General features: G+C 73.2%; 23 protein-coding genes. 18 read left to right on the plus strand and 5 right to left on the minus strand.

Annotated elements, in window-relative coordinates; genetic code table 11:
- From CXR44_RS40730 to CXR44_RS08915, 3 genes are all read left to right on the plus strand, one after another.
- Positions 1 to 398: ATP-binding cassette domain-containing protein (locus CXR44_RS40730; RefSeq protein WP_245898995.1), on the plus strand; the 398-nt coding region annotated here is incomplete at its 5' end.
- A 110-nt stretch (positions 399 to 508) separates the two neighbouring features.
- Entirely contained in the window at positions 509 to 1,444 is a 936-nt protein-coding gene (locus tag CXR44_RS08910) for a sulfite exporter TauE/SafE family protein (RefSeq protein ID WP_101784503.1), read from the plus strand.
- 62 nt (positions 1,445 to 1,506) lie between these two features.
- Complete coding sequence (locus CXR44_RS08915) at positions 1,507 to 1,935, plus strand: RrF2 family transcriptional regulator (protein WP_101784505.1); 429 nt, start codon at positions 1,507 to 1,509, stop codon at positions 1,933 to 1,935.
- Here CXR44_RS08915 and CXR44_RS08920 read toward each other — a convergent pair.
- A complete protein-coding gene (locus CXR44_RS08920; protein ID WP_245898997.1) occupies positions 1,925 to 3,172 on the minus strand; it encodes a PP2C family protein-serine/threonine phosphatase in 1,248 nt (415 codons plus the stop codon). The genes CXR44_RS08915 and CXR44_RS08920 overlap by 11 nt on opposite strands.
- Positions 3,173 to 3,354: 182 nt before the next feature.
- Between CXR44_RS08920 and CXR44_RS08925 the strand changes: the two genes are divergently transcribed.
- From CXR44_RS08925 to narI, 8 genes are all read left to right on the plus strand, one after another.
- Positions 3,355 to 3,786, plus strand: a complete 432-nt coding sequence (locus CXR44_RS08925) for an Hsp20/alpha crystallin family protein (protein WP_101784507.1) — start codon at positions 3,355 to 3,357, stop codon at positions 3,784 to 3,786.
- 59 nt (positions 3,787 to 3,845) lie between these two features.
- Entirely contained in the window at positions 3,846 to 4,157 is a 312-nt protein-coding gene (locus CXR44_RS08930; RefSeq protein ID WP_101784509.1) for a helix-turn-helix domain-containing protein, read from the plus strand.
- Between the two features lie 79 nt (positions 4,158 to 4,236).
- Complete coding sequence (locus CXR44_RS08935) at positions 4,237 to 4,899, plus strand: helix-turn-helix domain-containing protein (protein ID WP_101785316.1); 663 nt, start codon at positions 4,237 to 4,239, stop codon at positions 4,897 to 4,899.
- Positions 4,900 to 5,097: 198 nt separating this feature from the next.
- Positions 5,098 to 6,261, plus strand: a complete 1,164-nt coding sequence (locus tag CXR44_RS08940; protein WP_245898998.1) for an MFS transporter — start codon at positions 5,098 to 5,100, stop codon at positions 6,259 to 6,261.
- 18 nt (positions 6,262 to 6,279) lie between these two features.
- Positions 6,280 to 9,921: a nitrate reductase subunit alpha gene (locus CXR44_RS08945; RefSeq protein ID WP_101784513.1), complete on the plus strand. Its 3,642-nt coding sequence runs from the start codon at positions 6,280 to 6,282 to the stop codon at positions 9,919 to 9,921.
- The gene (gene narH / locus CXR44_RS08950) at positions 9,921 to 11,576 is read left to right on the plus strand and encodes a nitrate reductase subunit beta (protein WP_101784515.1); all 1,656 of its coding nucleotides are present in this window, start codon (positions 9,921 to 9,923) and stop codon (positions 11,574 to 11,576) included. Before CXR44_RS08945 ends, narH begins: the two co-directional genes overlap by 1 nt.
- Positions 11,573 to 12,178, plus strand: coding sequence for a nitrate reductase molybdenum cofactor assembly chaperone (gene narJ, locus CXR44_RS08955; protein ID WP_245899000.1), 606 nt, complete (start codon positions 11,573 to 11,575; stop codon positions 12,176 to 12,178). The genes narH and narJ overlap by 4 nt, the downstream gene beginning before the upstream one ends.
- Positions 12,175 to 12,897, plus strand: coding sequence for a respiratory nitrate reductase subunit gamma (narI, locus tag CXR44_RS08960; RefSeq protein WP_101784517.1), 723 nt, complete (start codon positions 12,175 to 12,177; stop codon positions 12,895 to 12,897). Before narJ ends, narI begins: the two co-directional genes overlap by 4 nt.
- 63 nt (positions 12,898 to 12,960) lie before the next feature.
- Here the strand turns inward: narI and CXR44_RS08965 are convergent, their stop codons facing one another.
- Complete coding sequence (locus CXR44_RS08965; RefSeq protein WP_101785320.1) at positions 12,961 to 14,583, minus strand: SulP family inorganic anion transporter; 1,623 nt, start codon at positions 14,581 to 14,583, stop codon at positions 12,961 to 12,963.
- Positions 14,584 to 14,651: 68 nt separating this feature from the next.
- On the minus strand, positions 14,652 to 14,993 hold the full coding sequence (locus tag CXR44_RS08970) for an ArsR/SmtB family transcription factor (protein WP_101784519.1): 342 nt from the start codon (positions 14,991 to 14,993) through the stop codon (positions 14,652 to 14,654).
- A 206-nt stretch (positions 14,994 to 15,199) separates the two neighbouring features.
- Here CXR44_RS08970 and CXR44_RS08975 point away from each other — a divergent pair, with 206 nt between their 5' ends.
- The 7 genes from CXR44_RS08975 to CXR44_RS09005 all read left to right on the plus strand — a co-directional run bounded on the left by CXR44_RS08975 (position 15,200) and on the right by CXR44_RS09005 (position 22,750).
- Positions 15,200 to 16,165: a universal stress protein gene (locus tag CXR44_RS08975; RefSeq protein ID WP_101784521.1), complete on the plus strand. Its 966-nt coding sequence runs from the start codon at positions 15,200 to 15,202 to the stop codon at positions 16,163 to 16,165.
- Entirely contained in the window at positions 16,162 to 16,644 is a 483-nt protein-coding gene (locus tag CXR44_RS08980; RefSeq protein WP_101784523.1) for a CBS domain-containing protein, read from the plus strand. Before CXR44_RS08975 ends, CXR44_RS08980 begins: the two co-directional genes overlap by 4 nt.
- Before the next feature lie 11 nt (positions 16,645 to 16,655).
- Complete coding sequence (locus tag CXR44_RS08985; protein ID WP_101784525.1) at positions 16,656 to 17,177, plus strand: flavodoxin family protein; 522 nt, start codon at positions 16,656 to 16,658, stop codon at positions 17,175 to 17,177.
- 104 nt (positions 17,178 to 17,281) lie between these two features.
- The gene (locus tag CXR44_RS08990; RefSeq protein WP_101784527.1) at positions 17,282 to 19,732 is read left to right on the plus strand and encodes a cation-translocating P-type ATPase; all 2,451 of its coding nucleotides are present in this window, start codon (positions 17,282 to 17,284) and stop codon (positions 19,730 to 19,732) included.
- 461 nt (positions 19,733 to 20,193) lie between these two features.
- Positions 20,194 to 21,180: an ABC transporter substrate-binding protein gene (locus CXR44_RS08995; protein ID WP_101784529.1), complete on the plus strand. Its 987-nt coding sequence runs from the start codon at positions 20,194 to 20,196 to the stop codon at positions 21,178 to 21,180.
- Complete coding sequence (locus CXR44_RS09000; protein WP_101784531.1) at positions 21,177 to 21,959, plus strand: ABC transporter permease; 783 nt, start codon at positions 21,177 to 21,179, stop codon at positions 21,957 to 21,959. Before CXR44_RS08995 ends, CXR44_RS09000 begins: the two co-directional genes overlap by 4 nt.
- Positions 21,956 to 22,750, plus strand: a complete 795-nt coding sequence (locus CXR44_RS09005; RefSeq protein ID WP_101784533.1) for an ABC transporter permease — start codon at positions 21,956 to 21,958, stop codon at positions 22,748 to 22,750. The genes CXR44_RS09000 and CXR44_RS09005 overlap by 4 nt, the downstream gene beginning before the upstream one ends.
- Before the next feature lie 102 nt (positions 22,751 to 22,852).
- On the opposite strand, the gene CXR44_RS09010 is transcribed toward CXR44_RS09005, so the two are convergent.
- Positions 22,853 to 23,296, minus strand: coding sequence for a DUF3598 domain-containing protein (locus tag CXR44_RS09010; RefSeq protein ID WP_101784535.1), 444 nt, complete (start codon positions 23,294 to 23,296; stop codon positions 22,853 to 22,855).
- Between the two features lie 3 nt (positions 23,297 to 23,299).
- Positions 23,300 to 24,763, minus strand: a complete 1,464-nt coding sequence (locus tag CXR44_RS09015) for an aldehyde dehydrogenase family protein (protein WP_219601715.1) — start codon at positions 24,761 to 24,763, stop codon at positions 23,300 to 23,302.
- Positions 24,764 to 24,954 lie beyond the last annotated feature (191 nt).

The following is a 24,954-nucleotide window of genomic DNA, read 5'->3' on the forward strand; positions in this document are numbered from 1 at the left end:
GCGTGCTGGACCTGCTGGCCCGCGTCGGACTGCCGCCGGAGACGGCCGGGCGGCACCCGCGCGAGCTGTCGGGCGGCCAGCGACAGCGCGTCGCCATCGCGCGGGCTCTCGGCCCGCGTCCCGACGTGCTCGTGTGCGACGAGCCGGTCTCCGCGCTCGACGTCTCCGTCCAGGCGCAGGTCCTCGACCTGCTCGCCGACCTTCAGGCCGAGTACGGCACGGCGATGCTGTTCATCTCGCACGACCTGGGCGTCGTCCGCCACCTGGCCGACCGCGTGCTGGTCATGAAGGACGGCAGCGTGGTGGAGGAGGGGGACGTGCGCGAGGTGTTCGCCCGGCCGCGCCACCCCTACACCCGTGACCTGGTCGCCGCCGTGCCCCGCCTGCCGGAGGGGTGAGCCGGCGGCGGCTCTCCAGCCGGAAGCCGTTCCGGACAGCGTCTTGACGCGCTGACCACGTAATCCTATATTCCTACTCATATAGTAGGTAAAACTGGAAAGGGGACGCCGTGCGGGCCCTCATCTTGCTCGGACTGGTCGGATTCGCCGCACAACTCGTCGACGGCAGCCTGGGCATGGCCTACGGCGTCACCTCGACCACGCTGCTGCTCGCCGTCGGCACCAACGCGGCCGCTGCCTCGGCCACCGTGCACCTGGCCGAGATCGGCACCACGCTCGCCTCGGGCATCTCCCACTGGCGCTTCGGCAACGTCGACTGGAAGGTCGTCGCCCGGATCGGCATCCCCGGGGCGATCGGCGCGTTCGCCGGCGCGACGTTCCTGTCGAGCCTGTCCACCGAAGTGGCGGCGCCGGTCATGTCGCTCATCCTGCTCACGCTCGGCGCCTACATCCTCGTCCGGTTCACCGCCTTCGGGCTGCCGCGCGGCAACCTCGGCAAGCCGCTGCGCAGGCGCTTCCTCGCCCCGCTCGGCCTGCTGGGCGGCTTCGTGGACGCGACCGGCGGAGGCGGCTGGGGCCCTGTCGGCACGCCCGCCATCCTGGCCAGCGGGCGGCTCGCGCCGCGCAAGGTGATCGGCTCGATCGACGCCAGCGAGTTCCTCGTCGCGATCGCCGCCAGCGTCGGCTTCTTCGTCGGCATCGGCTCGGAGAACATCGACTTCGCCTGGGTGGCCGTCCTGCTGCTGGGCGGCGTCATCGCCGCGCCGATCGCGGCCTGGCTGGTGCGCCACATCCCGCCGCGCATCCTCGGCTCGGCCGTGGGCGGCGTCATCGTGCTGACCAACGTGCGCACCCTGCTGCGCAGCGACTGGATCGACGCCCCCGGCGGCGTGCAGACCGTCGCCTACCTGGTCATCGCGGCGCTCTGGGCCGGGGCCGTCGCCTACTCGGTCCGCGCGTACCGCCGCGACAAGGAGCACGAGACGGTCGAGGCGATCGACGGCGGCGCCCGCCCGGCCGCGGAGGAGGAGACGGCCTCCGCCTGAGGCCCCCGCGCCGGCAGGCCCGGCCCGCGTCGGCGGGCCGGGCCCACGGTGCTCCGACGCCCATGAGAATCTCTGCCCGCACCCAGTACGCACTCGGCGCGATGCTCGCCCTGGCCATGGCCGACGGGCCGGTGCACGCGGAAGGCGTCGCCGCCTCCCAGGAGATCCCGCGCCGCTTCTGCGACAACATCCTCCTGCAGCTCCGCCGGGCCGGTCTCGTCCGCAGCCGGCGGGGACCGGACGGCGGCTACTGGCTCGCCCGGCCGCCCGGCGAGATCGCGCTCGCCGACGTCGTCCGCGTCACCGAAGGGGTCGAGCAGGCCCTCCGGCCCTTTCCCAAGGCGGCCGAACCGCTGGCCGAGATCTGGGCGGCGCTGCGCCACCACGAGGAGCGCCTGCTGAGCGAGATCACGCTCGCCGACGTCGTCGCCTCCGCCGGGGGGACGCCCGTGCCCGGCCGGGCGACGGCGACCGGGCGCCTCAGAGGATGAGCTGGTGCTGGCGCTGGGTCTTCCACTCGACGAGCAGTACGGTGGCGTCGTCCTGGAGCCGGTCCTGCTGGTGCTCCAGGAGCGTCTGGACGAGGCGGCGCAGCGTCTCGGGCGGGGGCACGTTGTCGGCCTCGCGGCGGATCACGAAGTCCGCGAACCGGTCGAGCCCGAACTCCTCCCCGGTGGGGCTCCTCGCCTCGGTCACGCCGTCGGTGTAGAAGAGCAGCCGGTCTCCGGGTTCGAGCTGGTAGTGGGCCGGCGGGTGGTAGGCCGCCATCCCGAAGCCCATCGGCGGGTCCGGCTCCGTCTCCAGGACGGCGACAAGGCGGCCGTGACGCAGCACCAGCGGCGGGGGGTGGCCCCGGTTGACCCAGTTCAGCCGGCCGGTGGCGACGTCGAGCTCGGCCAGCACCCCGGTCGCGAACTGGGTGCCGCCGAACAGCTCGACGATGGCCGCGTCGATGGCCTCACCGGTCTCCAGCAGGCCGAGGTTCTCGCGGCGGCTGTTGCGGCAGGCGCCCATCGCGATCGTGGCGGTCAGCCCGGCGGCCGTGTCGTGCCCCATCGCGTCGAAGATGGACAGATGCAGGGTGCCGCCGGTCTTGGCGTAGTCGAAGGCGTCGCCGCCGACGAGGTAGGCCGGTTCGAGCGCGGCGCTGACGACGACCCGCTCGGTGGCGAACGTGCGGATCGGTAGCAGTGTCCACAGCACCTCGGCCGAGAGCTGCATGGGCCGGGCGCGCACCAGCCGGGCGTAGGTGTCGCTGGTGGTGCGCTTGTTGGCCAGGATCAGCGCGACGAGGGCGGCCAGCTGGGCGGCGTCCCAGCGGACGCCCTCGTCGTCGCGGGGCACGGTGAGCGCCAGCACGCCGATGCGTTCGGTGCCGTCGAGCAACGGCAGGTACACGCGCCGCGGCTCCCGCGCCGTCGGCGGCTGGCCGGAGTCGTCGCCGAGCGTGTCATCGGGGTGCCGCGTCTGCACCAGGTCGAGGGTGCGGAAGGCGCGCCCCGCCACGGTCCCGTCGATGCGCAGCCGCTCAGGCGGCCGGCCGTCCGGCTGCAGCTGGCCCGGCAGCGGCATGAGGAACGTCTCCTGCAGGTCGGCCACGTACAGGACGGGGTCCGTGAAGCCGAGCGGCCGCGCCTGCTCGGCCACCAGGCCGGGCAGTTCCTCGATCGTGGCGAGATGGTGAGCCGCGATCAGGGCGCCCAGCATGCGCTCACCGTTGTCGTGCACCGGTCGCTCCCTTGTCGTCCTAGGTCTTTTCTACCTGGAGTGCATCGGTCCAGCACAGCAGGGGTGCACGAGCCGGCTTTCGCATCTCGCGGAAGTGTCGGCTTGCATCCAACCTCCGATGGATGTAACCTTCAAATCGAAGTAGAGGTTAACGGTCCTGAGGAGAGCGAGGAGGCTTCGAGATGCTGTTGACCTCGATCGACCCGTTCGTCCAGGAGTTCGAGCGGCAGTTCAACCGGCTCGCCCAGCAGGGCGCCGGTGGCGGCACCGCGATCATGCCGATGGACGGCGTGCGGCGCGCCGACGACGTCGTCCTGCGCTTCGACCTTCCGGGCATCGACCCCGGCTCCATCGAGGTGACCGTCGACCGCGGCGTGCTCACCGTCAGCGCCCGGCGCGAGGAGGAGTACGGCGGCGACGAGCGCGTCTTCGTGCGCGAGCGCCCGATGGGCACGTTCACCCGGCGCGTCTACCTCTCCGAGCACCTCGACAGTGACAAGATCGACGCCGGCTACCACAACGGCGTCCTTCTCGTCCGCATCCCGGTGCTCGAGCGGGCCAAGCCCCGCAAGGTCGAGATCCAGACCGGTGACGCCAAGGCCATCAAGGCCTGATCCAGGCGAGCGGGGGGCGGGCGGGTCCACCCGCCCGCCCCCACCGCCCAGGAGGACCGATGGCCCACCTTCCCTTCCACGACGAGCACGCCCCCCTCTACTCCCTCGGCCAGGTCGCCGAGATGCTGCAGGTCCAGCAGGCCTACCTGCGCCGCCTCGACCAGCACGACGTCGTCAGCCCCAGCCGCACCACCGGCGGCCAGCGGCGCTACTCCCAGCGCGACATCATGACGGTCCAGCACGTCACCCGGATGGCCGACCAGGGCATGACCCTCACCGCCATCCGCCGCATCCTCGAACTCGAACGCGAGCTGGCCGAGCTCCGCACCGAGCTGGACGCCGCCCGGACCCGGCTGGCGGAGCTGGAGTGAACCGGGGTTTCCGTGCCGCGGCGACCGCCTACTACCGTGAGCGGAAGAAGGTCATGATGCCGTGGAGACGGAGTGCTACATGTCATATCTGGCAGGACACCTGGGCGGGTTCGGACGCCGCGTCGCGGAGCGGCGGGAGAAGCTCGGGCTGACCCGCGGCCAACTGGCGGAGCGTGCCGGCGTGGAGGAGGCGTACGTCGGCTACCTGGAGGAGCAGTCCGAGAGCGCGGTGCGCGAGGCCGCCACCAGGCTGGCGTCCGCGCTCGACACGACGACGGCGCACCTGCTCGGCGAGGCGCCCTCGGGTGACGAGGGCGGCGCGGCGGCCGGCACGCACCTGGACGAGCTGGACGAGGAGGAGTGCCTGCGCCTGCTCTCGCCCGGCGGGGTGGGCCGCATCGCCTACAACGGCCGCTACGGGCCGACCGTGCTGCCCGTCAACTACCGCGTGGCCCGTGGCGCCGTCGTCTTCCGCACCACCGCCGGCGGTGCGATGGAGGCCGACCTGCGCACCGGGCTCGAAGGCGTCGAGTACCTGGTCGCCTTCGAGGTCGACCGGATCGAGGAGGACACCCGGACGGGCTGGAGCGTGCTCGTGCAGGGCTCGCTGCACCACGTCACCGACGAGGAGCTGGCCGAGGCGCAGGCTTCGGGCGTGAGCCCCTGGGCGGGCGGCGACCGCCGGCAGTACCTCCGGATCGCCCCGGCGCGGATGACGGGGCGGCGCATCTCCGCGGACTGAGCCGAGGAGGGCGAAGGCGGGCTCGCCGCCTGTCTCACCACTGAGCCTTTTGGGCGGTCAGGGGAGGACTAAAGACCCTTTTTGGGGTATGGGGCGATCAAAGAGGCTGGCAGAGCACAACCAGAATCTGCGCAGGAAGGACCTCGGATGGCTCCCGTCCCGCCCGCTGCGACATCCGCACGCACGGGTTCCGCGACTGTGGCGCTGGTTCTCGCCACGGTCGCGTTCGCGATCAACTTCTGGGCCTGGGCGCTTCTGAGCCCGCTCGGGCCCGTCTACAAGGAGTTGCTGGGCCTGAGCTCCTTCGCGGTGTCCGTGCTGGTCGCCGTGCCGGTCATCGTGGGTTCGCTGGGCCGCATGGTCCTCGGCGCCCTCACCGACCGCTACGGCGGGCGGCTGGTGTTCGGCGTCACGAGCATGCTCGGCGCCGTCCCCGTGCTGTTCCTCGCCTTCGCCGAGAGCTACCCGCTGCTGCTGGCCGGCGGGCTGCTGCTCGGCATGACAGGCGCGACGTTCGCCATCGGCGTGCCGTTCGTCAACGCCTGGTTCCCGCCGGAGCGGCGGGGCCTGGCCCTCGGCATCTTCGGCATGGGCAACATCGGCACCGGCATCTCCGGCTTCGCCACGCCGTGGCTGGCCCAGGAGGTCGGCCGTCCCGCGCCGTTCTACACGGTCGCCGTGGCGCTCGTGCTCGTCGGGCTCGCCTTCCTCGCCGTCGGACGCGACGCGCCCGGCCGCACGGCGCCCACCGACTCGTTCACCACCAGGTTCGCCGCCGCCGCGCGGCTGCGCGTCACCCGCGAGTTGGCCGGCATGTACGCCCTCACCTTCGGCGGCTTCGTCGCCTTCGGTGTCTACCTGCCGCTGTACCTGCGCGCCGTCTACGAGCTGACCGTCGCCGACGCGGCGGCCCGCGCGGCCGGGTTCGTGGTGCTGGCCACGCTGGCCCGCCCGGTGGGCGGCTGGCTCGCCGACCGGTTCGGCGGCGAGCGGGTGCTGTGCTGGGTGCTGCTCGCGGTCTTCGGCTGCGCGATCGTCGTGTCCTTCGCGCCGGGCATGCCGGTCGCCACGGTCGGCTTCCTGACCATGGCCGCCGCGCTCGGCCTCGGCAACGGCGCGATCTTCGCCATCCTCGGCCGGGGCGTGCCCGGCTCGATGGTGGGCAGCGCCACCGGCGTGGTCGGCGCCGCCGGCGGCCTCGGCGGATTCATGCCGCCCATCGTGATGGGCCTGATCTTCCAGGCGACCGGTTCGTACGCCATCGGCCTGATGCTGCTCGCGGCCATGGCCTTCGGCGCGTTCGTCTACGCCTGGTTCATCCTGCGCCCGCAGCCCGCGCAGAGCGCGCGCACCCAGTCCTGACAGAAAGAGGCACCATCCATGGCGAGCACTGACGGTCCGCTCAGCGACGCGCTGCTCCAGTTCGGCCGCTACCTGCGGCCCGGCAAGGTCTCCCCGGACCTGCGGACGCTGCACCAGATCGGCGGACGGCAGGGGGACGTGTTCTACCGCGACCGGTGGAGCCACGACAAGGTCGTCCGCTCCACCCACGGCGTCAACTGCACCGGTTCCTGCTCCTGGAAGGTGTACGTCAAGGACGGCGTGATCACCTGGGAGGCGCAGCAGACCGACTACCCGAGCGTGGGCGGTGACCGGCCCGAGTACGAGCCGCGCGGCTGCCCCCGCGGCGCCGCGTTCTCCTGGTACACCTACTCGCCCACCCGCGTGCGCTTCCCGTACGCCAGGGGCGTCCTGGTGGAGATGTACCGCGAGGCCAAGACCCGGCTGGGCGACCCGGTCGCCGCCTGGGCCGAGATCACCACGGACCCGGACAAGCGGCGCCGCTACCAGACCGCCCGCGGCAAGGGCGGGCTGGTCCGCGTCACCTGGGACGAGGCCACCGAGATCATCGCCGCGGCGCACGTGCACACCATCAAGACCCACGGCCCGGACCGGGTGGCGGGCTTCTCGCCGATCCCGGCCATGTCGATGACCTCGCACGCCGTGGGCGCCCGGTTCGTCTCGCTGATCGGCGGGTCGATGCTGTCGTTCTACGACTGGTACGCCGACCTGCCGGTGGCCTCGCCGCAGGTGTTCGGCGACCAGACGGACGTGCCGGAGTCGGCCGACTGGTGGGACGCCGCCTACCTCATGCTGTGGGGCTCGAACGTGCCGGTCACCCGCACGCCCGACGCCCACTACATGGCCGAGGCGCGCTACCGGGGCCAGAAGGTCGTGGTGCTGTCGCCCGACTACAACGACGCGGCCAAGTTCGCCGACGAGTGGCTGGCCCCGCACCCGGGCACGGACGGCGCGCTGGCCATGGCCATGGGGCATGTGATCCTCAAGGAGTTCTTCGTCGAGCGGTCCACGCCCGCCTTCCTCGACTACGTCAAGCGTTTCACCGACCTGCCGTTCCTGGTCCGGCTGCGCGAGCGGGACGGCGGGTTCGTGCCCGACAAGTTCCTCACCGCGGCCGACCTCGGGCAGGAGGGGAAGGAGGCGGCGTTCGCCACGGTGCTGCTGGACGCGCGTACCGGCGAGCCGGTCGTGCCGAACGGGTCGCTCGGCTTCCGCTACTCCGAGGAGGGCCAGGGCCGCTGGAACCTCGACCTCGGCGAGGTGGACCCGCTGCTGACCGCCCTCGGGGCGGAGGCCGTGCCGGTCGCGCTGCCGCGCTTCGACGGGCACGGCGACGGCGTCCTGGAGCGCGGCGTCCCGGTGCGCCGGGTCGGCGGCCACCTGGTCACCACCGTGTACGACCTGATGCTCGCCCAGTACGGCGTGGCCCGCGACGGGCTGCCGGGCCGCTGGCCGACCGGCTACGACGACGCGGACGAGCCGTACACGCCGGCCTGGCAGGAGCCGCTCACGTCGGTCCCGGCCGCGGCGGCGGCGCGCATCGCCCGCGAGTTCGCCCGTAACGCCGAGGAGTCCGGCGGCAGGTCCATGATCATCATGGGTGCGGGGACGAACCACTGGTTCCACTCCGACACCATCTACCGCTCGTTCCTGGCGCTGACCACGCTGACCGGCTGCCAGGGCGTCAACGGCGGCGGCTGGGCGCACTACGTCGGCCAGGAGAAGTGCCGGCCGGTCACTGGCTGGGCGCAGCTCGCCTTCGGCCTGGACTGGTCGCGCCCGCCCCGGCAGATGATCGGCACCGCCTTCTGGTACCTGCACACCGACCAGTGGCGCTACGACACCTACTCGGCCGACGTGGTCTCCTCGCCGCTCGCCAACGGCGCGTTCGCCGGGAAGGCCACGGCCGACCTGCTGTCGCAGTCGGCGCGGCTCGGCTGGATGCCGTCGTACCCGACGTTCGACCGCAACCCGCTGGACCTGGCCGACGAGGTCGCCGCCGCGGGCGCCGAACCCGGCCCGTACGTGGCCGGACAGGTCGCGCGGGGCGAACTCGGTTTCGCCTGCGAGGACCCGGACGCGCCGCGGAACTGGCCGCGCGTGCTGACCGTGTGGCGGGCCAACCTGCTCGGCTCGTCGGCCAAGGGCAACGAGTACTTCCTGCGCCACCTGCTGGGCACCGACTCGGCCGTGCGCGCCGAGGAGGCGGCTCCCGACCAGCGGCCGGACAGCCTGACCTGGCCGGAGGAGGCGCCCCGGGGCAAGCTCGACCTGCTGCTGTCGCTGGACTTCCGCATGACGTCGACCACGCTGTTCTCCGACATCGTGCTGCCCGCGGCCACCTGGTACGAGAAGCACGACCTGTCGTCCACCGACATGCACCCGTTCGTGCACGCCTTCACCCCGGCGATCGACCCGCCCTGGCAGACCCGCACCGACTTCGCCGCCTTCCACGCCATCGCCCGCTCCTTCAGCCGCCTGGCCAAGACCCACCTGGGCACCCGCAAGGACGTCGTGGCCGTGCCGCTCCTGCACGACACGCCGGACGAACTGGCCACGCCGCACGGCGCGGTGCGCGACTGGCGGGAGACCGGCGACACCCCGGTGCCCGGCCGCGACTTCCCGAAGATCGTCGTGGTGGAGCGTGACTACGGGGCGGTCGCCGACAAGATGGCCGCGCTCGGCCCGCTGCTGGACCGGCTCGGCGCCACCACCAAGGGCCTGACGTACGACGTCTCGGGCGAGATCGCCCGGCTCGGCCGGATCAACGGGGTCACCGCCGACGGCCGGCCCTCGCTGGCCACCGACGTCAACATGTGCGAGGCGATCCTCGCCCTGTCCGGCACCACGAACGGCCACCTGGCGGCGCAGGGCTTCGCCACGCTCGCCCGCCGCACCGGGACGTCCTTCGACGGTCTGGCCGACGAGCACAAGCAGATCACCTTCGCCGACACCCAGACCCGCCCCGTCCCGGTGATCACCTCGCCGGAGTGGTCGGGCAGCGAGACCGGCGGGCGGCGCTACTCCGCGTTCACCGTCAACGTCGAGCACCGCAAACCCTGGCACACCCTCACCGGTCGCCAGCACTTCTACCTCGACCACGACTGGATGCACGAGGCGGGCGAGGCGCTGCCGGTCTACCGGCCGCCGCTCAACATGACCGCGATGTTCGGCGAGCCCGGCATCGGCGAAGGCGGCGAGGCCGGCATCACCGTGCGCTACCTGACCCCGCACTCCAAGTGGTCGATCCACTCCGAATACCAGGACAACCTGCTCATGCTGACGCTGTCGCGCGGCGGGCCGACCATCTGGATGAGCCCGGCCGACGCCGCCAAGGCGAAGATCGCCGACAACGACTGGGTGGAGGCGGTCAACCGCAACGGCGTCGTCGTGGCCCGCGCGGTCGTCTCGCACCGCATGCCCGAGGGCACCGTGTACATGTACCACGCCCAGGAGCGCGTCGTGGACGTGCCCAAGACCGAGGCGTCGGGCCGGCGCGGCGGCATCCACAACTCGCTCACCCGGCTGCTGGTCAAACCCACCCATCTCATCGGCGGCTACGCCCAGCTCAGCTTCGCCTTCAACTATCTCGGCCCCACAGGCAACCAGCGCGACGAGGTCACCGTGATCCGCCGCCGTTCCCAGGAGGTGGACTACTGATGAGGGTCATGGCACAGCTCGCCATGGTGATGAACCTCGACAAGTGCATCGGCTGCCACACCTGCTCGGTCACGTGCAAGCAGGCGTGGACCAACCGTTCCGGCACCGAGTACGTCTGGTTCAACAACGTCGAGACCCGTCCCGGCCAGGGCTATCCGCGCACCTACCAGGACCAGGACAAGTGGAGGGGCGGCTGGGAGCTGAACAAGCGCGGCCGGCTCCGGCTGAAGGCCGGTGGGCGGCTGCGCAAGCTGTTCACCATCTTCGCCAACCCGCTCATGCCCTCCATCCAGGACTACTACGAGCCCTGGACGTACGACTACGACCGGCTCTTCTCCGCCCCGGCCACCGAGGACACCCCGGTGGCCCGGCCCAAGTCGCTCATCACCGGGCAGAACACGAAGATCACCTGGAGCGCCAACTGGGACGACAACCTGGCGGGCGGTCCCGAACTCGCCCCCGCCGACCCGGTGCTGAAGAAGCTCTCGGGCCAGGTGAAGCTGGAGTTCGAGCGGGCGTTCATGTTCTACCTGCCGCGCATCTGCGAGCACTGCCTCAACCCGTCCTGCGTGGCCTCCTGCCCGTCGGGCGCGATGTACAAGCGTTCGGAGGACGGCATCGTCCTCGTCGACCAGGACCGCTGCCGGGGCTGGCGGATGTGCGTGACCGGGTGCCCGTACAAGAAGGTGTACTTTAACCACCGCACCGGCAAGGCCGAGAAGTGCACCTTCTGCTACCCCCGGGTCGAGGTCGGCATCCCGACCGTGTGCTCCGAGACGTGCGTCGGCCGGCTGCGCTACATCGGGCTGATCCTCTACGACGCCGACCGGGTCGCCGAGGCCGCCGCGGTGCCCGACGAGAAGGACCTGTACGAGGCGCAGAAGAGCGTCCTGCTCGACCCGCACGACCCCGAGGTGATCGCCGCCGCCCGCAGGGAGGGCATCCCCGACGACTGGCTGGAGGCGGCGCGCAAGTCGCCGATCCACAAGCTGATCTTCGAGTACGGCGTGGCGCTGCCGCTGCACCCGGAGTACCGGACGATGCCGATGGTCTGGTACATCCCGCCGCTGTCGCCCGTGGTGGACGTGCTGGCCAACACCGGGCACGACGGCGAGGACGCCGGCAACCTGTTCGGCGCGATCGACGCGCTGCGCATCCCGATCGGCTACCTGGCCGAGCTGTTCACGGCCGGGGACCCCGAGCCCGTGAAGGCCGTGCTGCGCCGGCTGGCCGCCATGCGCTCCTACATGCGCCGCCTCAACCTGGGGCAGAAGTCCGACGAGTCGATCGCCGACGCGGTGGGCATGACCGGCGACCAGATCGAGGGCATGCACCGGCTGCTCGCCCTGGCGCCCTACGCCGAGCGGTACGTCATCCCCAAGGCCCACGCCGAGCAGGGCAGGGAGCTGGAGGAGCTGGCGACCGGCTGCAGCCTCGACTACGAGGGCGGGCCCGGCATGGGCGGCCCGTTCGGCGAGGCGTCCGGCATGCCCGCTCCGGTCGCCGTGGAGAACTTCCACGCGCTGAAGGACCGGCAGGAGACCGGCGCCCTGGTGGACCCGGCCGACCGGTCCGGCCGCGTCAACCTGCTCAACTGGGACGGCAAGGGGATGCCCGACGGGCTGTTCCCCAAGCGCAAGGAGGAGGACCAGTGAGCGATCGCGCCGTCCACATGACGGCCTCCGTCCTGCTCGGCTACCCGGACGAGCGGCTGGTCGAGGCGCTCCCGCTGCTCACCAGGACCGTGGAGAGCCTGCCGACCGGCGAGGCCGCGTCCCGGCTGCGCGCCTTCCTGGCGCACGTCGACGCCACCCCGCTGCCGCAGCTGGCCGAGCACTACGTGGCCACGTTCGACCTCAAACGCCGCTGCTGCCCGTACCTGACCTACTACACCTACGGCGACACCAGGAAGCGCGGCATGGCGTTGCTGCGCTTCAAGCACGCCTTCCGGGCGGCCGGGTTCGAGCCGGTGGACGGCGAACTGCCCGACCACCTGGCCGTGGTGTGCGAGCTGTCCGCCCGCGGCGGCGTCGAGCAGGCCGTCCGGCTGCTGCGCGAGCACCGCGCGGGAGTCGAGACGCTGCAGCGGGCGCTGGAGGCCGAGAACTCGCCCTACGCCGACGTGGTCGCCGCCGTGCTGGCCACCCTGCCGCCCGCCACCGACCGCGAGCGGGCCGCCGCGCTCAAGCTCGCCCAGGAAGGCCCGCCGATGGAGCAGGTCGGCCTGGAGCCCTACACCGCCGGAGGAGCACGGTGAACACACTGGACCTGCTGCTGTGGGTGGTCGCCCCGTACGTGGCGCTCACCGTCTTCGTGCTGGGCCACGTCTGGCGCTACCGCTACGACAAGTTCGGCTGGACCACGCGCTCGTCGCAGATGTACGAGTCGCGGCTGCTGCGGATCGGCAGCCCGCTGTTCCACTTCGGCATCCTGGTCGTGATCCTCGGTCACGTCGGCGGACTGGTGATCCCCAAGTCGTGGACCGAGGCGGCGGGCGTCAGCGAGGAGGCCTACCACGTGGTGGCCGTCGTGCTCGGCACGATCGCGGGCGTGTGCACGCTCGCCGGGCTGGCGATCCTCATCTACCGCCGCCGCACCGTGGGCCCGGTTTTCACCGCGACCACGCGCAACGACAAGCTGATGTACGCCGTGCTGGCCCTGACCATCGTGCTCGGCCTGGCGGCCACCGTCCTCGCCAACATCGTCGGCGGCGGCTACGACTACCGCACCACCATCTCGCCCTGGTTCCGGTCGATCTTCTCCTTCGGCCCCGACCCGGCGCTGATGGCGCAGGCGCCGCTGCTGTTCCAGCTGCACGCGCTGAGCGCCCTGGTGCTGTTCGCCATCTGGCCGTTCACCCGGCTGGTGCACATGCTCACCGCGCCGGTCGGCTACCTGACCCGGCCGTACGTCGTCTACCGCAGCCGCGAGGATGTCGCGGGCTCGCGTCCGGCCCGGCGCGGCTGGGCGGGCTGAGCCCGTCCGTGCCCGGACCGGCGCGTCCGGTACGGGCACGGACGAGCCCGTGGCGGTGGGGCGTCAGGCCGGTTGCGCGTCGTGGCGGGGCAGGATGCCGGTGTGCTGCAGGTGGGCGCGGGCGTGGCGGATCGCCTCCGGCGTGGTGGCGTGCTCGCCGTCCAGGCCCGCCAGCGCCTCGACCGAGTCGAACACCTGCCGCTGCCCGGGCCGGACACCGGAGGCCAGGACCAGGATGCCGCGCCGGCGCAGCCGGTCGATCGCGTCCTTGAGCACCAGCGCCCCGGTGGCGTCGACCGTCGTCACCCGCGACAGGCGCAGGATGACCACCCGCACGTCGGCGACCTCCAGCAGCTCCAGCAGGAAGCGGTGCGCGGCGGCGAAGAACAGCGGCCCGTCGATGCGGTAGGCCACGATGTGCTCGGTGAGCAGCTCGTACTCCTCGTCGCTGTGCTCGCCCGGCAGGTCGGGCTTGAAGTCGACCTGGTCCAGGCGCGCCTGGCGGGCCACCGCGCGCAGCGCCAGCGCGCCCGCGATGACCAGGCCGATGATCACCGCGTAGACCAGGTCCAGCGCCACGGTCGCCACCGCCGTCAGCGCCAGCACCAGGCCGTCGGCGCGGGTGGCGCGGGCGATCGCGCGCAGCGAGCCCACCTCCACCATCCGCACCGCCGTGGCCAGCAGCACCCCGGCCAGCGCGGCCAGCGGGATGCGGGAGACCAGTGGCGCGGCGGCGAACACGATGGCGGCCAGCACGACCGCGTGGGTGAGCGCGGCCAGCCGCGAGGCGGCGCCGGTGCGCACGTTCACCGCCGTGCGGGCGATCGCCGCCGTCGCCGGCACGCCGCCGAACAGCGGCGCGGCGATGTTGGCCAGACCCTGGCCGAACAGCTCCCGGTCGGGGTCGTGCCGCTCGCCGACGGTCATGCCGTCGGCCACGGACGCCGACAGCAGCGACTCCAGCGCGGCCAGTGCGGCCACCGCGACGGCCGGAGCCAGCAGCGACCCGAGCGCGGCCGGGTCGAGGAAGGCGAGCGACGGCGCGGGCAGCCCGGCGGGCAGGGCGCCGATCACCGCCGCGTCGAGGGGCAGCGCCTGCGCCGCCACGGTCGCGGCCACCACGGCGATGATCGAGAACGGGACGCCGGGCCGCCACCGGGCACCCGCCAGCATCACGGCGGCGACGGTCACCGCCAGCGCCACCTCGGTCCAGCGCGGCTCGCGGGCGAAGCCGAGCACGGCCTGCCAGGCGACGGCGAGGGCCTTGTCGCCCTCCGGCTTCGGTACGCCGAGCGCCGACGGCACCTGTTGCAGGGCGATGACGCAGGCGATGCCCAGCGTGAACCCCTCCACGACCGGCGCCGGCACGTAGCGCATGTACCGCCCGACCCTGGCGAGGGCCAGCGCGATCAGGATGACCCCGGCCATCAGCCCCACCGTCAGCACGCCCCCCGGGCCGTACCGGGCGACGATCGGCACCAGCACGACCGTCATCGCGCCCGTCGGGCCCGACACCTGCAGGTTGGACCCACCGAACAGCGCCGCGACGGCCCCCGCCACCACCGCCGTGGCCAGCCCGGCGGCGGCGCCCATCCCGGAGGAGACGCCGAAGCCCAGGGCCAGGGGCAGTGCGACGATCGCGACCGTCACGCCGGCCAGCAGGTCACGGCGGGGATGGCGGCGCATCGCCGTCAGGTCGGCCCGGCCGGGCAGCAGGGAGATCGCCGAGGCCCACGCCCGGCTCGCCCGCCCGCTCACGAGGATCGGCCCTCGGAGGCCCGCAGCTCCGCCAGCAGGCCGCTCTGGTCGTCGAGCATCGCCGTCAGGATCCGCCGGGCGGCCCGCATCAGGTCGGCCACGTCGCCGCCGGCGAGCTGGTAGATCACGTTGGACCCGTCGCGGGTGGACAGCACGATCCCCGAGCGGCGCAGCACCGCCAGGTGCTGCGACAGGTTGGGCGCCTCGACGTCGATGGCGGCCAGCAGGTCACGCACCGGGACGGGGCCGTCCTGGAGCAGCTCCAGGACCCGGATGCGGACGGGGTGCCCCAGCATCCGGAAGAACTCGGCCTTGGCCTGGTAGAGGGGGACCGGCACGACGCGCCTCCGCTTCGTTCGCTCGACCGGACCATACTATCTGGGCAATTGCGAATTTTCGCAAATCGTTGACTTTGGGCGGTGTGCGGGTCGGGACCAACGGCCCACGCACACGGGACTTCCTGCACCGGCGCGCGGCCCGCCCGCCCGGCACGCTGGAAGGCGAGAGCGAAGCGGCCGGAGCGTGAGCGCGGAGGCGATGAGCGATGGGCGGACGGATCGTGGTCGGCGTGGACGGGTCCGTCTCGGCGACCGCCGCCGTGGAGTGGGCCGCGGCCGACGCGCGGCGACGCGGGCTGGGTCTCCGGATCGTGCACGTGTGCGAGCAGTGGGCCGCCACCATGGCCGCCGGCGAGGCCGCGGCCGACTACTGCGCCGGGGCGCTGGAGGCGGCGGCCGATCATGCCCGCGAGCTCGCGCCCGGCGTCGAGGTGAGCACCGGGATGCTGTCCGGCGGCGTCATCGACGCGCTGATCCGCGAGTCGACGGCCGCCGAGAGCGTCGTGGTGGGCAGCAGGGGGCTGGGCGGGTTCGCCGGGATGCTGCTCGGCTCCGTGGGGCTCAACCTGGCCGGGCACGCCGCCGGGCCGGTCGTGGTCGTGCGCGGGCCCTCGGTCGTGCAGCACGGCCAGGTCGTCGTCGGCTACGACGGGTCGGAGCACTCCACGGCCGCCATGGAGTACGCCGTCGAGCAGGCCCGGTCCCGCGACGCGCAGCTGTACGTGCTGACCGCCTGGCAGATGCCGATGTTCTCCCCGTACGCGGCGGCCTACAGCGATCTGCTGCAGGAGGCGTACGAGGAGGAGGTCCGCATGGCCCGCGCCTGGGTCGTGCCCTGGCGCGAACGCCACCCCGACGTGCGGATCGTCGATGAGCAGGTGTCCGAGCACCCGGTGTCGGCGCTGGTCAAGGCGTCGGCGTCGGCGGATCTCGTGGTGGTCGGCTCGCACGGGCGGGGCGGGTTCGCCTCGGCCGTGCTGGGGTCGGTCAGCCATGGGGTGCTGCACCACGTGACGTGCCCGGTCGCGGTGGTGCGCCCCCGCGAGGATGGTCGGCAGGGGCCGCCCCGGGGCGCCGACGAGGCGCCGGAGAGCGGCGCCGAGGCGGCGCGCGGGAGCGGTGCGGAGCAGCCGCCCGCAGACGGCGGCGAGGAGACGAGGGGACGGCCATGAGCGTCGAGTCGACGGGCGTCGGAGCGCTGACCGCCCGGCAGGTGATGAGCAGGATCGTCGTCGCGGTGCGGCCGGAGGAGTCGCCGCTGATGGCGTGGGAGGTGATGCGCCGTGCCGGGGTGCACCACCTGCCCATCGTCGACAACGGTCACGTGCTGGGAGTCCTGTCCCGCGAGGACCTGGCCGCGTCCTGGTCCGGCGGCCCGCACGAGCAGGCGTCGCGCAAGGTCCGCTCCCTGCTCGGCTGTGAGCCCCGGCCCCGGGTCGGCCCCGAGGACCCGCTCGTCCGCGTCGCGGCCGTCATGGTCGACGCCGGATGCGACGCGGTTCCCGTGGTGTGCGAGGAGGGCCTGGTCGGGCTCATCACCGCCCGCGACGTGCTCGCCGCCGTGGCGGGACGGGTCCAGCCGCACGACATGCCGAGCGAGCTGGTCACCGGGATGTTCCGCCTCGAACCCGTCCTGCCGCGGCAGAGCTGACGGGGGGCGGGATGCACGCGCTGGTGGTGTACCAGTCGATGTCCGGCAACACCCGGCGGATCGCGGAGGCGGTGGCCGAAGGGCTCGGCTCCACGATGGAGGTGCGGCTCGTCGAGGTCGCCGCGGCCCCCGCCGTCGTGGGGGACGACGTCGCGCTGCTCGTGGTGGGCGGCCCCACGCACGCCTTCGGCATGGGCGGGGGCCCCCCCCGCCAGTCCGTCGTACGGCAGGCCGGCGGGCCGCTCGTCCCGCCGGGGCGTGGGCTGCGGGAATGGCTGGTCGGCCTGCGAACCTCCTCGCCCCGTCTCGGCTCGGCCGCGTTCGACACGCGGGTGGTCAAGCCCCGCATGCCGGGAACGGCCGCCCGCGCCGTGGCCCGCCGCCTGCGCGCCGCCGGTGTGCGGATGGTGGCGCCCGCGCAGAGCTTCTCCGTCACGGGCGCACAGGGCCGGCCGGCCGCCGGCGAGCTGGAGCGCGCCCGGCGGTGGGGGGAGGCCCTGGCCGCCGTCCACGCCGCCCCGTCCGGTCCTTGACTTCGCGCGAGGCGGCCCGGCGCGGCCGGCTCCGGGCCTAAGGTCCCGGGCCGCGGGGCCCTTCGGCTCAGGCGGCTGACCGGCCGAAATGATCTACTTGAGACATGGATGCCACCACGCACGCCCGGAACGGGCTGAGCGACGCAGTCGCCGGCCGCCTGCTCGCCGAGCACGGCCCCAACGCGCTGCCCGAGCCCAAGCCGCCGTCCGTGCTCGCCCGGGTCGCGCGCCACCTCGCCGACCCGCTGTCCATCCTGTTGCTGGGCGCGGGCCTGGTGACGCTGCTGGTGCTGCGCGAGGTGGCCGAGGGGATCGCCATCGTCGCCATCCTCCTGGTGAACGTGGTGATCGGCGTGACCCAGGAGATGAAGGCGGAGCAGGCGGTGCGCGCCCTGCGGACCATGACGGCGCCGATGGCCAAGGTCCGCCGCGACGGCGTCGTCAGGCGGGTGCCGGCCGCCGAGATCGTTCCCGGCGACGTGATCGAGGTGGCGGCCGGCGACCGGGTGCCCGCGGACGGCCGGGTGCTGGAGGCGGCCTCGCTGGCGGTGAACGAGTCCATGCTGACGGGGGAGTCCCGCTCGGCGGGCAAGCGGCCGGACGGCGCGGTCGACGGGCCGCTGGGCGACCGCGACGGCGAGCTGTTCTCCGGCAGCATGGTGGTGCGCGGCTCGGGCGTCGCCCTGGTGGAGCGCACCGGCGCCGGCACGCAGATAGGCCGGATCGCCTCCGCGCTGCACGGCCACGTCAAGGGGCCGCTGGAGGTGGAGCTGGCCACGGTGTCCAAGCGCATCGGCGTGCTCGCCGTCCTGGCCGGCGTGGTCATGGTGGCGCTCGGCCTGGCCAGGGGCGGGATCGAACCGATCGACCTGGTGCTGGCCGGGGTGGCGCTGGCCATCGCGGCGGTGCCCGAGAGCATGGCGGCGGCCGTCACCACGGCCCTGGCGCTCGGCTCGCAGCGCATGGCCCGGCTCGGCGTGATCGTCCGGCGGCTGTCGGCGATCCAGGCGCTCGGCGCCACCACCGTGATCGCCACCGACAAGACCGGCACGCTGACCACCGGCCGGCTGGCCGTCACCGACCACGTCGCCGTCCCCGGAGCCGGGCTGTGGCGGGCCGCGGTGCGCTGCAACGACGCCCGCGACGGGCTCGGCGACGCGGTGGACGTGGCCCTTCTCGAGGCCGCCCGCCGCAACGGGACGGAGCGTGACTCGGCCGAGTCGCGGCTGACCACCCGGCCGTTCGACGCCGACACCCGGTCCATGGCGGTCGTCACGGACGGGCCGGTGCTGACCGTGAAGGGCGCGCCCGAGGTGGTGCTGTCGCGCTGCGCCCCAGGCGAGGCGACCGACCTGCTGGCGGGCGCGGTGGCCGAGCTGGCCGGCAAGGGCCTGCGGGTGCTGGCGCTCGCCGAGGGCGACACCGACGACCTCGACGCGACCGGGCTGCGCCCCGTCGGGCTCGTCGGCCTCAGCGACGAGATCCGCGCCTCGGCCCGGCAGGCCGTGGCCGCCTGCCGCGAGGGCGGCATCCGCGTGGTCATGGTGACCGGCGACCACCCCGACACCGCCCGTGCGGTGGCCGAGGAGGTCGGCATCGAACCCGAGCCCGTGGTGACCGGCGCCGGGCTCGACGGCGGCGACCGGACCGAGCGGCTGCGCGCCGCGGGCGTGCTGGCCCGCGTGGACCCGGCGACCAAGCTCGACCTGGTCCAGGCGCTGCGCGACGGCGGCGAGGTCGTCGCGATGACCGGTGACGGCGTCAACGACGCGCCCGCGCTGCGCCACGCCGACGTCGGCGTGGCCATGGCGGGCGACGAGGGCACCGACGTGGCCCGGGAGGCGGCCGCCGTGGTCGTCACCAACGGCGAGCTGGGCACCATCGTCACCGGCGTGCGGCAGGGCCGCCGCCTGCACCACAACGTCGGCTCCATGATCGGCTACCTGCTCGCCGGGAACCTGGCCGAGATCTTCCTCGTGCTCGTGGGCATGTTCGCCTGGCCCGACCTGGTCATCCCGCTGCTGCCGGTGCAACTGCTGTGGATCAACCTCGTCCTCGACGGCATCCCCGCCATCGCCCTCGGCGTGGACAGGGCGCCCGGCGACCCGATGTCCGGCCGTCCCGCCCGCGACGGGCTGCTCACCGCCCGGGTGCTGGCCCGCATCGCCGTGCGGTCGCTGATCGTCGGGCTGCTGGTGTTCGCGGCGGTGGAGGTGGCCAGGCGGCTCGGCTGGAGCGAGGAGCAGGTCAGGACGCAGGCGGTGCTCGCGCTGGTCTTCGCCCGGCTGACCCTGGCGTACGTGGCCAGGGCGCGGCGCTGGACGTTCGAGTCGGGCTGGTGGCGCGGGCGCGCGGTGCTCGTCGCCGTGCTGGGCGCGGCCGCGCTGCAGGCGCTGGTGACGCTGGTGGCGCCGCTCGGCCGGCTCCTCGCCCTGGCGCCGCTCCCGCCGCTGGGATGGGCGATGGCGTTCGGCGCCGCCCTGCTCACGCCGTTCCTGTGCGACCTCGTGAAGTGGGCGGGCAACGCCAGGCGTCGCGCGGACGTCCCGGCGTGACCGAGCCCGTACGACGTCGGCCGACGGACGCGCGGGTGTGACCGAGCCCGCGAGCAGGGCGCCGTCCGCCCCGCCCCGGTGACCCCGCTGCCCCGGTGACCCCGCCCTCCGGCGGAGTCACCGGGGCAGCTCGGTATAAAAGGTGATATTTCCGGTGTGGTGGCTATCTCGAAGCGTTTTCCCTGCGGAATAGCACATGCCTGCCGACGCATTAGTTGACGCTTTGAACGTTTGAATAGCGCCCATTCTCCAGCGAAGCAGGGCAATTGTGGCAATAGCCGCCGATAGTCGGTACGATCACCGCCCGGCATGGAAAACGCGAATCGCCGAGGAGGCGTCCTCGTCCGTGAGATCGAAGATCACGAACGGTAGCATGGGCCTCCTCGCCCATCCCCGGCACGACCTCCTCCCGGTTCCTCCCTGCGCCTGACGGCGGAGGTCTCCCCACTCAAGGAGATTCGATGAAGTTCGCACGTGCCTGCGTCGCCGGGCTCGCGATCGCGCTGGGCCTCGCGGCCTGCGGCGGGGGCTCGACGTCCTCCGGCGCCGCCGAGCCGGGCGGGAGCGGCAGCGCCCTGGAGAAGACGACGCTCACCGTCGGCGTGGTGCCCGTACCCTCCTCGGCTCCGCTGTTCATCGCGCAGAAGAGAGGCTTCTTCAGGGAGGAGGGCCTGACCGTCAAGACCGAGATCATCCAGGCCCCGCAGGCCGTCATGCCGAAGATCATGAATGGCAGCATGGACGCCTTCCTGACCAGCTACGTCTCGCTGCTGGCGATCAACGACTCGGGCGCGGCCAAGCTGAAGCTGTTCCAGCACAGCCAGGAGGCGGCGCCCGGCATGGCCTCCGTGGTCGTCCCCAAGAACTCACCCATCAAGACCGCGGCCGACCTCAAGGGCAAGACCATCGCCGTCAACGTCCTCAAGGCGCTCGGCCAGACCGTCACCAACGCCCACCTGGAGCAGGCCGGGCTGGCGCCGACCGACGCCAAGTACGTCGCCGTGCCGTTCGCCGACCAGCTCGCCGCGCTGTCGTCCGGCCAGGTGGACGCAGCCTGGCTCGTCGAGCCGTTCCTCACCGCCGCCAAGAGCGAGCTGGGCGCCGTCGAGGTGATCGACACGATGAGCGGCCCGACCGCGAGCATCCCCGTCGACGGCTGGGGCGTCTCCGAGGCGTGGCTGACCAAGAACCCCAACACCGCCGCCGCCTTCCACCGCGCGCTGGCCAGGGCGCAGCTCATCGCGGGCAGCGACCGCGGCGCCGTCAACGAGGTCATCCCCACCTACACGCAGATCCCCGCCGACACGGCCGCCTCGATCAAGCTCGGCGTCTACTCCATGGAGGTCGACAAGGCCAAGCTGCAGAAGCTGGGCGACCTGCTGGCCGGCTACGGCTACCTGAAGAGGAAGCCCGACGTGACGCAGCAGATCGCGGCCACGCTCGGATGACTTCTCCCGCCCTCCGGCGGGGAGCCCTCGGCGCGGCCGGCGTCGTCGGGTTCGTCGCCCTCCTCGAGGCCGCGGGGCGTCTCGGGATCATCGATCGGGACGTCCTGCCGTACGTCTCGACCGTCCTCGCCACGGCGGCCGAGCTGGCCGCCGACGGCGGGTTCCACCGGCACGTGCTCGCCACGCTGAGCGCCTGCGCGGCGGGACTGCTGATCGCGTTCGCCGTCGCCGTGCCCGCCGGGCTGCTGCTGGGCACGGTGCCGGTGGTGGAGCGCTCGGTGCGGCCGCTGGTCGAGTTCCTGCGTCCGATCCCGTCGGTGTCGCTCATCCCGCTGGCCATGTTCGTGTTCGTCGACAGCGCCGACGCCAAGACGTCCCTCATCGTCTACACCTGCTGCTGGCCGCTGCTCATCAACACCCTGTACGGGCTGGCGGACGTCGATCCGCTGGCCAAGGACACGCTGCGCGGGTTCGGCTTCGGCGAGCCGTCCGTGGCGCTGCGCGTCTCGCTGCCCAGCGCCGCGCCGTTCATCGCGACCGGCGTGCGGATCGCCGTCGGCGTCACCCTCATCGTCGCGGTCAGCGTGGAGATCGTCGCCCCCGGCGGGGGCGGCATCGGCGCCTACCTGGTGGAGGCCGGCAGCGCCAACCGGGCGGACCGGGTGCTCGCCGCCGTCGTGTGGTCGGGCCTGCTCGGGCTGGCCGCCAGCCTGCTGTTCGCCGCCGGGGAACGGCGGCTGTTCCGCTGGCACACGGCCCGGACCGGGGAGGCGGCGTGAGCGGGGTCCTCGCCAGGGCGCGCTGGTACTGGCTGCTGCCCGTGGCGGCCGTGCTGTGGGAGGTGGCGACCCGGCGCGCCGAGGCCGTCTACTTCCCGCCGCCGACCGTGATCGTGGCCAGGCTGCACGAGATGTGGTTCTCCGGCCCGCTCGCCGGCCTGTTCCTCACCGAGGAGGCGGTGCACGACCTGCTGCCGAGCCTCGGCAGGCTGTTCGCCGGCTGGGCGCTGGCCGCGACGGCCGGAGTGGTGCTGGGACTGGCCCTGGGTCGCTCCCGGACGCTCGCGGCACTCGCCGAGCCGCTGGTGCACTTCGGCCGCTCGGTGCCGCCGTCGGCGCTGCTGCCGGTGTTCCTGCTGCTGTTCAAGATCGGCACGCCGATGCAGGTGGCGGCGATCGTGTACGGCGTCGTCTGGCCGGTGCTGATCAACGCCATGGACGGCGGGCGCACCGTGGACCGCGGCTACCTGGAGACCTGCCAGGTGTTCCGGGTCGGCGCGCCGACGCGCCTGGTGCGGATCATCCTGCCCGCCGCCGCGCCGAAGATCTTCGCCGGGCTCCGGCTCAGCGTCTCGCTGGCGCTCATCATGATGGTGATCTCGGAGCTGTACGGCAGCACCGAGGGGATCGGGCACCGGATGCTGGAGGCGCAGAGCCAGTTCGACATCCCCGCCATGTGGGCCGGGATCGTCCTGCTGGGCGTCCTCGGGGTGCTGCTGAACGTCGCCTTCCTGGGCGTCGAGCGGCGCCTGCTGAGCTGGCACCGCAGCGCCCGCCACGACACGGCCTGACGACGAGCGCGGCGACACTGGAGGCGGACACCACCGGCCACACCACCGGCGACACGGCTGGCGGCGTGGCTGACGGCGTGGCTGACTGCGCGGCGGCGCCGGTCAGCCCACCCGCCTCTCGTCGATCAGGGTGCGCCGCACGCACACCCCGTCCCTGAGCCACTGCCAGACCCTGCTGCGCGTCGCGCCGTCGTCGCTCAGCACGATCAGCTCGAACAGCCGCAGGTTCTCGTCCTCCGCCTTGTACCGCCAGGTCAGGTAGATGGTGGAGGCGTCCACCTCCCAGAACTCGCCCCGCAGCCGGTCGGTGTCGAACCCGCACCGGCCGCCGCCCAGGTAGACGCCCGGGAACTCGTGCACCTCCACCCGGCCGTCGTCCCAGGTGTAGCGGTTGGTCTGATGGTAGGCGGCGTCGCCCACGATGGCGCACGTCATCTCGACGCGGTGCCGGTCGAGCACCGCGCCGTCCCGGTCGAGGTGCACGTACTCGCCCGCCCAGGAGCCCTCGTGCCGCGCCAGCAACGGCATCTCCGTACGCAGTCCCATCCGTCACTCCTCGCTCGTGTGCCACCACGGGTCGGCTGCCGTGGACCGGTTGACCAGGAACGCCCGGCGGCGCAGGAAACGCGTGATCGACGCGGCGCCCATGCGGGAACCGCCGAGCCCGGACAGCCCGAACGCGTGCTTCTCGCCGTCGTGCACGAAAGCCGTCAGGGAGGCGTCGTTCACGCTGACCGCGCCGGCCCGCAGCCGGGCCGCCACGGCCAGCGCCGCCTTCTCCGAACCGGCGAAGACCGCCGCCGACAGCCCGTACGCCGAGTCGTTGGCCAGGGCCACCGCCTCGTCCGGCCCGTCCACGGCCATGACGGGCAGGACGGGGCCGAACGTCTCCTCGGTCATGACGAGCATCGAGTGGTCCACGTCCGACAGCACCGTCGGGCGGCACCAGCGGCCGCCGCCGTGCCGTTCGACCAGGCCGCCCGTGTGCGTGACCGCGCCCCTGGCGGCGGCGTCGGCCAGGTGGGCGGCGATCACGTCCGCCTGCCGGGGCTCGATGATCGGCCCGACCGGGCCGCCCTCGCAGGTCAGCCGCACGCCGGCCGCCTTGCGGGCGAGCAGCGCGAGGAACTCGTCGTGCACCGGCCGGGCGACGTAGATCCGCTCGATCGACTGGCAGGCCTGGCCGGCGTTGGCCGTGCCGCCCCACAGGATCGCCGAGGCGGCCCGGTCGAGGTCGGCGCCCTCCAGCACGATCGCCGGGTCCTTGCCGCCCAGCTCCAGGAACGCGGGGACGAACGCGCGGGCGGCGGCCTGAGCGACCTGTGACCCGGTCGGCACGCTGCCGGTGAACACCACGGCGTCCACCAGGTCGATGAGGGCGGCGCCGGTCCCGCCGTCGCCCTCGACGACCCGCAACGGCAGCTCGTCGGGCACGAGGCGGGCCAGCGGCTCGATGAACCTGGGGGTGACCTCGCTCGGCTTGACCAGCACCGCGCACCCGGCGGCCAGCGCGGGCACCGCGTCGATGAGGCCGAGCAGCAGCGGGAAGTTCCACGGGCTGATCACCCCGACCAGCTCGTACGGCACCGCGTCGCCCGCCACCACGACGTTCGGCCCGCCCGGCGGTCCCGGAAGGGACGCCGGCCGTTCGGGCGGCGACGCCAGCGACGCGGGGGCCTGCCGCACCCAGCGGGCGACCAGCCCGGCGACGGCCTGCCGTTCCAGGAGCGACTCGGCGACCCGGCCCGTGTCGGCGACCAGCGCCGCCAGCAGCTCCTCGTCGCGCGCCACCGCCTCCCCGAACCGCGCCAGCGCCCGCGCCCGCCGCTCCCAGCCCGCGTCCGGTCGCGGCACGCCAGGGTCACCCGCGCGGCCGCCGGGGGAGGGCGGACGGCCCGCCCAGGCGGGGGCCAGCGCGCGGAGCTCGGCGGCCACGGCGGCCAGGCGGTCCGGGGAGACCGGGGCCAGCGGCCGCTCCACCCGTCCGGTGAGCGGGTCGCGGACGGCCCTCACGCCGGCTTCCCGGCGGCGGCGCCCGTCACCCCGGCGCGGGCCGAGGGCCCTGCCGTCCTGCGGCGTCTGGACAACGATGCTCCCGTGCTGTTGCGGAGTGGGCGACGCGACCATTTTGATCATCCGCCGGGCGGCCGTGTCCAGAGGCCGCCCGGAAGAGACGGCTCCACGCGCACGCGGACAGCCCCGCA

The organism is Nonomuraea indica (assembly GCF_002850745.1).
Lineage (GTDB): Bacteria > Actinomycetota > Actinomycetes > Streptosporangiales > Streptosporangiaceae > Nonomuraea > Nonomuraea indica.

What these genes read in the sequence shown, in the direction of transcription:
- CXR44_RS08915 (WP_101784505.1), top strand. Translation starts at nt 1,507, where the DNA reads ATGAGAATCTCTGCCCGCACCCAGTACGCACTCGGCGCGATGCTCGCC.
- CXR44_RS08925 (WP_101784507.1), top strand. Translation starts at nt 3,355, where the DNA reads ATGCTGTTGACCTCGATCGACCCGTTCGTCCAGGAGTTCGAGCGGCAG.
- CXR44_RS08930 (WP_101784509.1), top strand. Translation starts at nt 3,846, where the DNA reads ATGGCCCACCTTCCCTTCCACGACGAGCACGCCCCCCTCTACTCCCTC.
- CXR44_RS08935 (WP_101785316.1), top strand. Translation starts at nt 4,237, where the DNA reads ATGTCATATCTGGCAGGACACCTGGGCGGGTTCGGACGCCGCGTCGCG.
- CXR44_RS08945 (WP_101784513.1), top strand. Translation starts at nt 6,280, where the DNA reads ATGGCGAGCACTGACGGTCCGCTCAGCGACGCGCTGCTCCAGTTCGGC.
- narH (WP_101784515.1), top strand. Translation starts at nt 9,921, where the DNA reads ATGAGGGTCATGGCACAGCTCGCCATGGTGATGAACCTCGACAAGTGC.
- CXR44_RS08965 (WP_101785320.1), bottom strand. Translation starts at nt 14,583, where the DNA reads ATGCGCCGCCATCCCCGCCGTGACCTGCTGGCCGGCGTGACGGTCGCG.
- CXR44_RS08975 (WP_101784521.1), top strand. Translation starts at nt 15,200, where the DNA reads ATGGGCGGACGGATCGTGGTCGGCGTGGACGGGTCCGTCTCGGCGACC.
- CXR44_RS08980 (WP_101784523.1), top strand. Translation starts at nt 16,162, where the DNA reads ATGAGCGTCGAGTCGACGGGCGTCGGAGCGCTGACCGCCCGGCAGGTG.
- CXR44_RS08985 (WP_101784525.1), top strand. Translation starts at nt 16,656, where the DNA reads ATGCACGCGCTGGTGGTGTACCAGTCGATGTCCGGCAACACCCGGCGG.
- CXR44_RS08990 (WP_101784527.1), top strand. Translation starts at nt 17,282, where the DNA reads ATGGATGCCACCACGCACGCCCGGAACGGGCTGAGCGACGCAGTCGCC.
- CXR44_RS08995 (WP_101784529.1), top strand. Translation starts at nt 20,194, where the DNA reads ATGAAGTTCGCACGTGCCTGCGTCGCCGGGCTCGCGATCGCGCTGGGC.
- CXR44_RS09000 (WP_101784531.1), top strand. Translation starts at nt 21,177, where the DNA reads ATGACTTCTCCCGCCCTCCGGCGGGGAGCCCTCGGCGCGGCCGGCGTC.
- CXR44_RS09010 (WP_101784535.1), bottom strand. Translation starts at nt 23,296, where the DNA reads ATGGGACTGCGTACGGAGATGCCGTTGCTGGCGCGGCACGAGGGCTCC.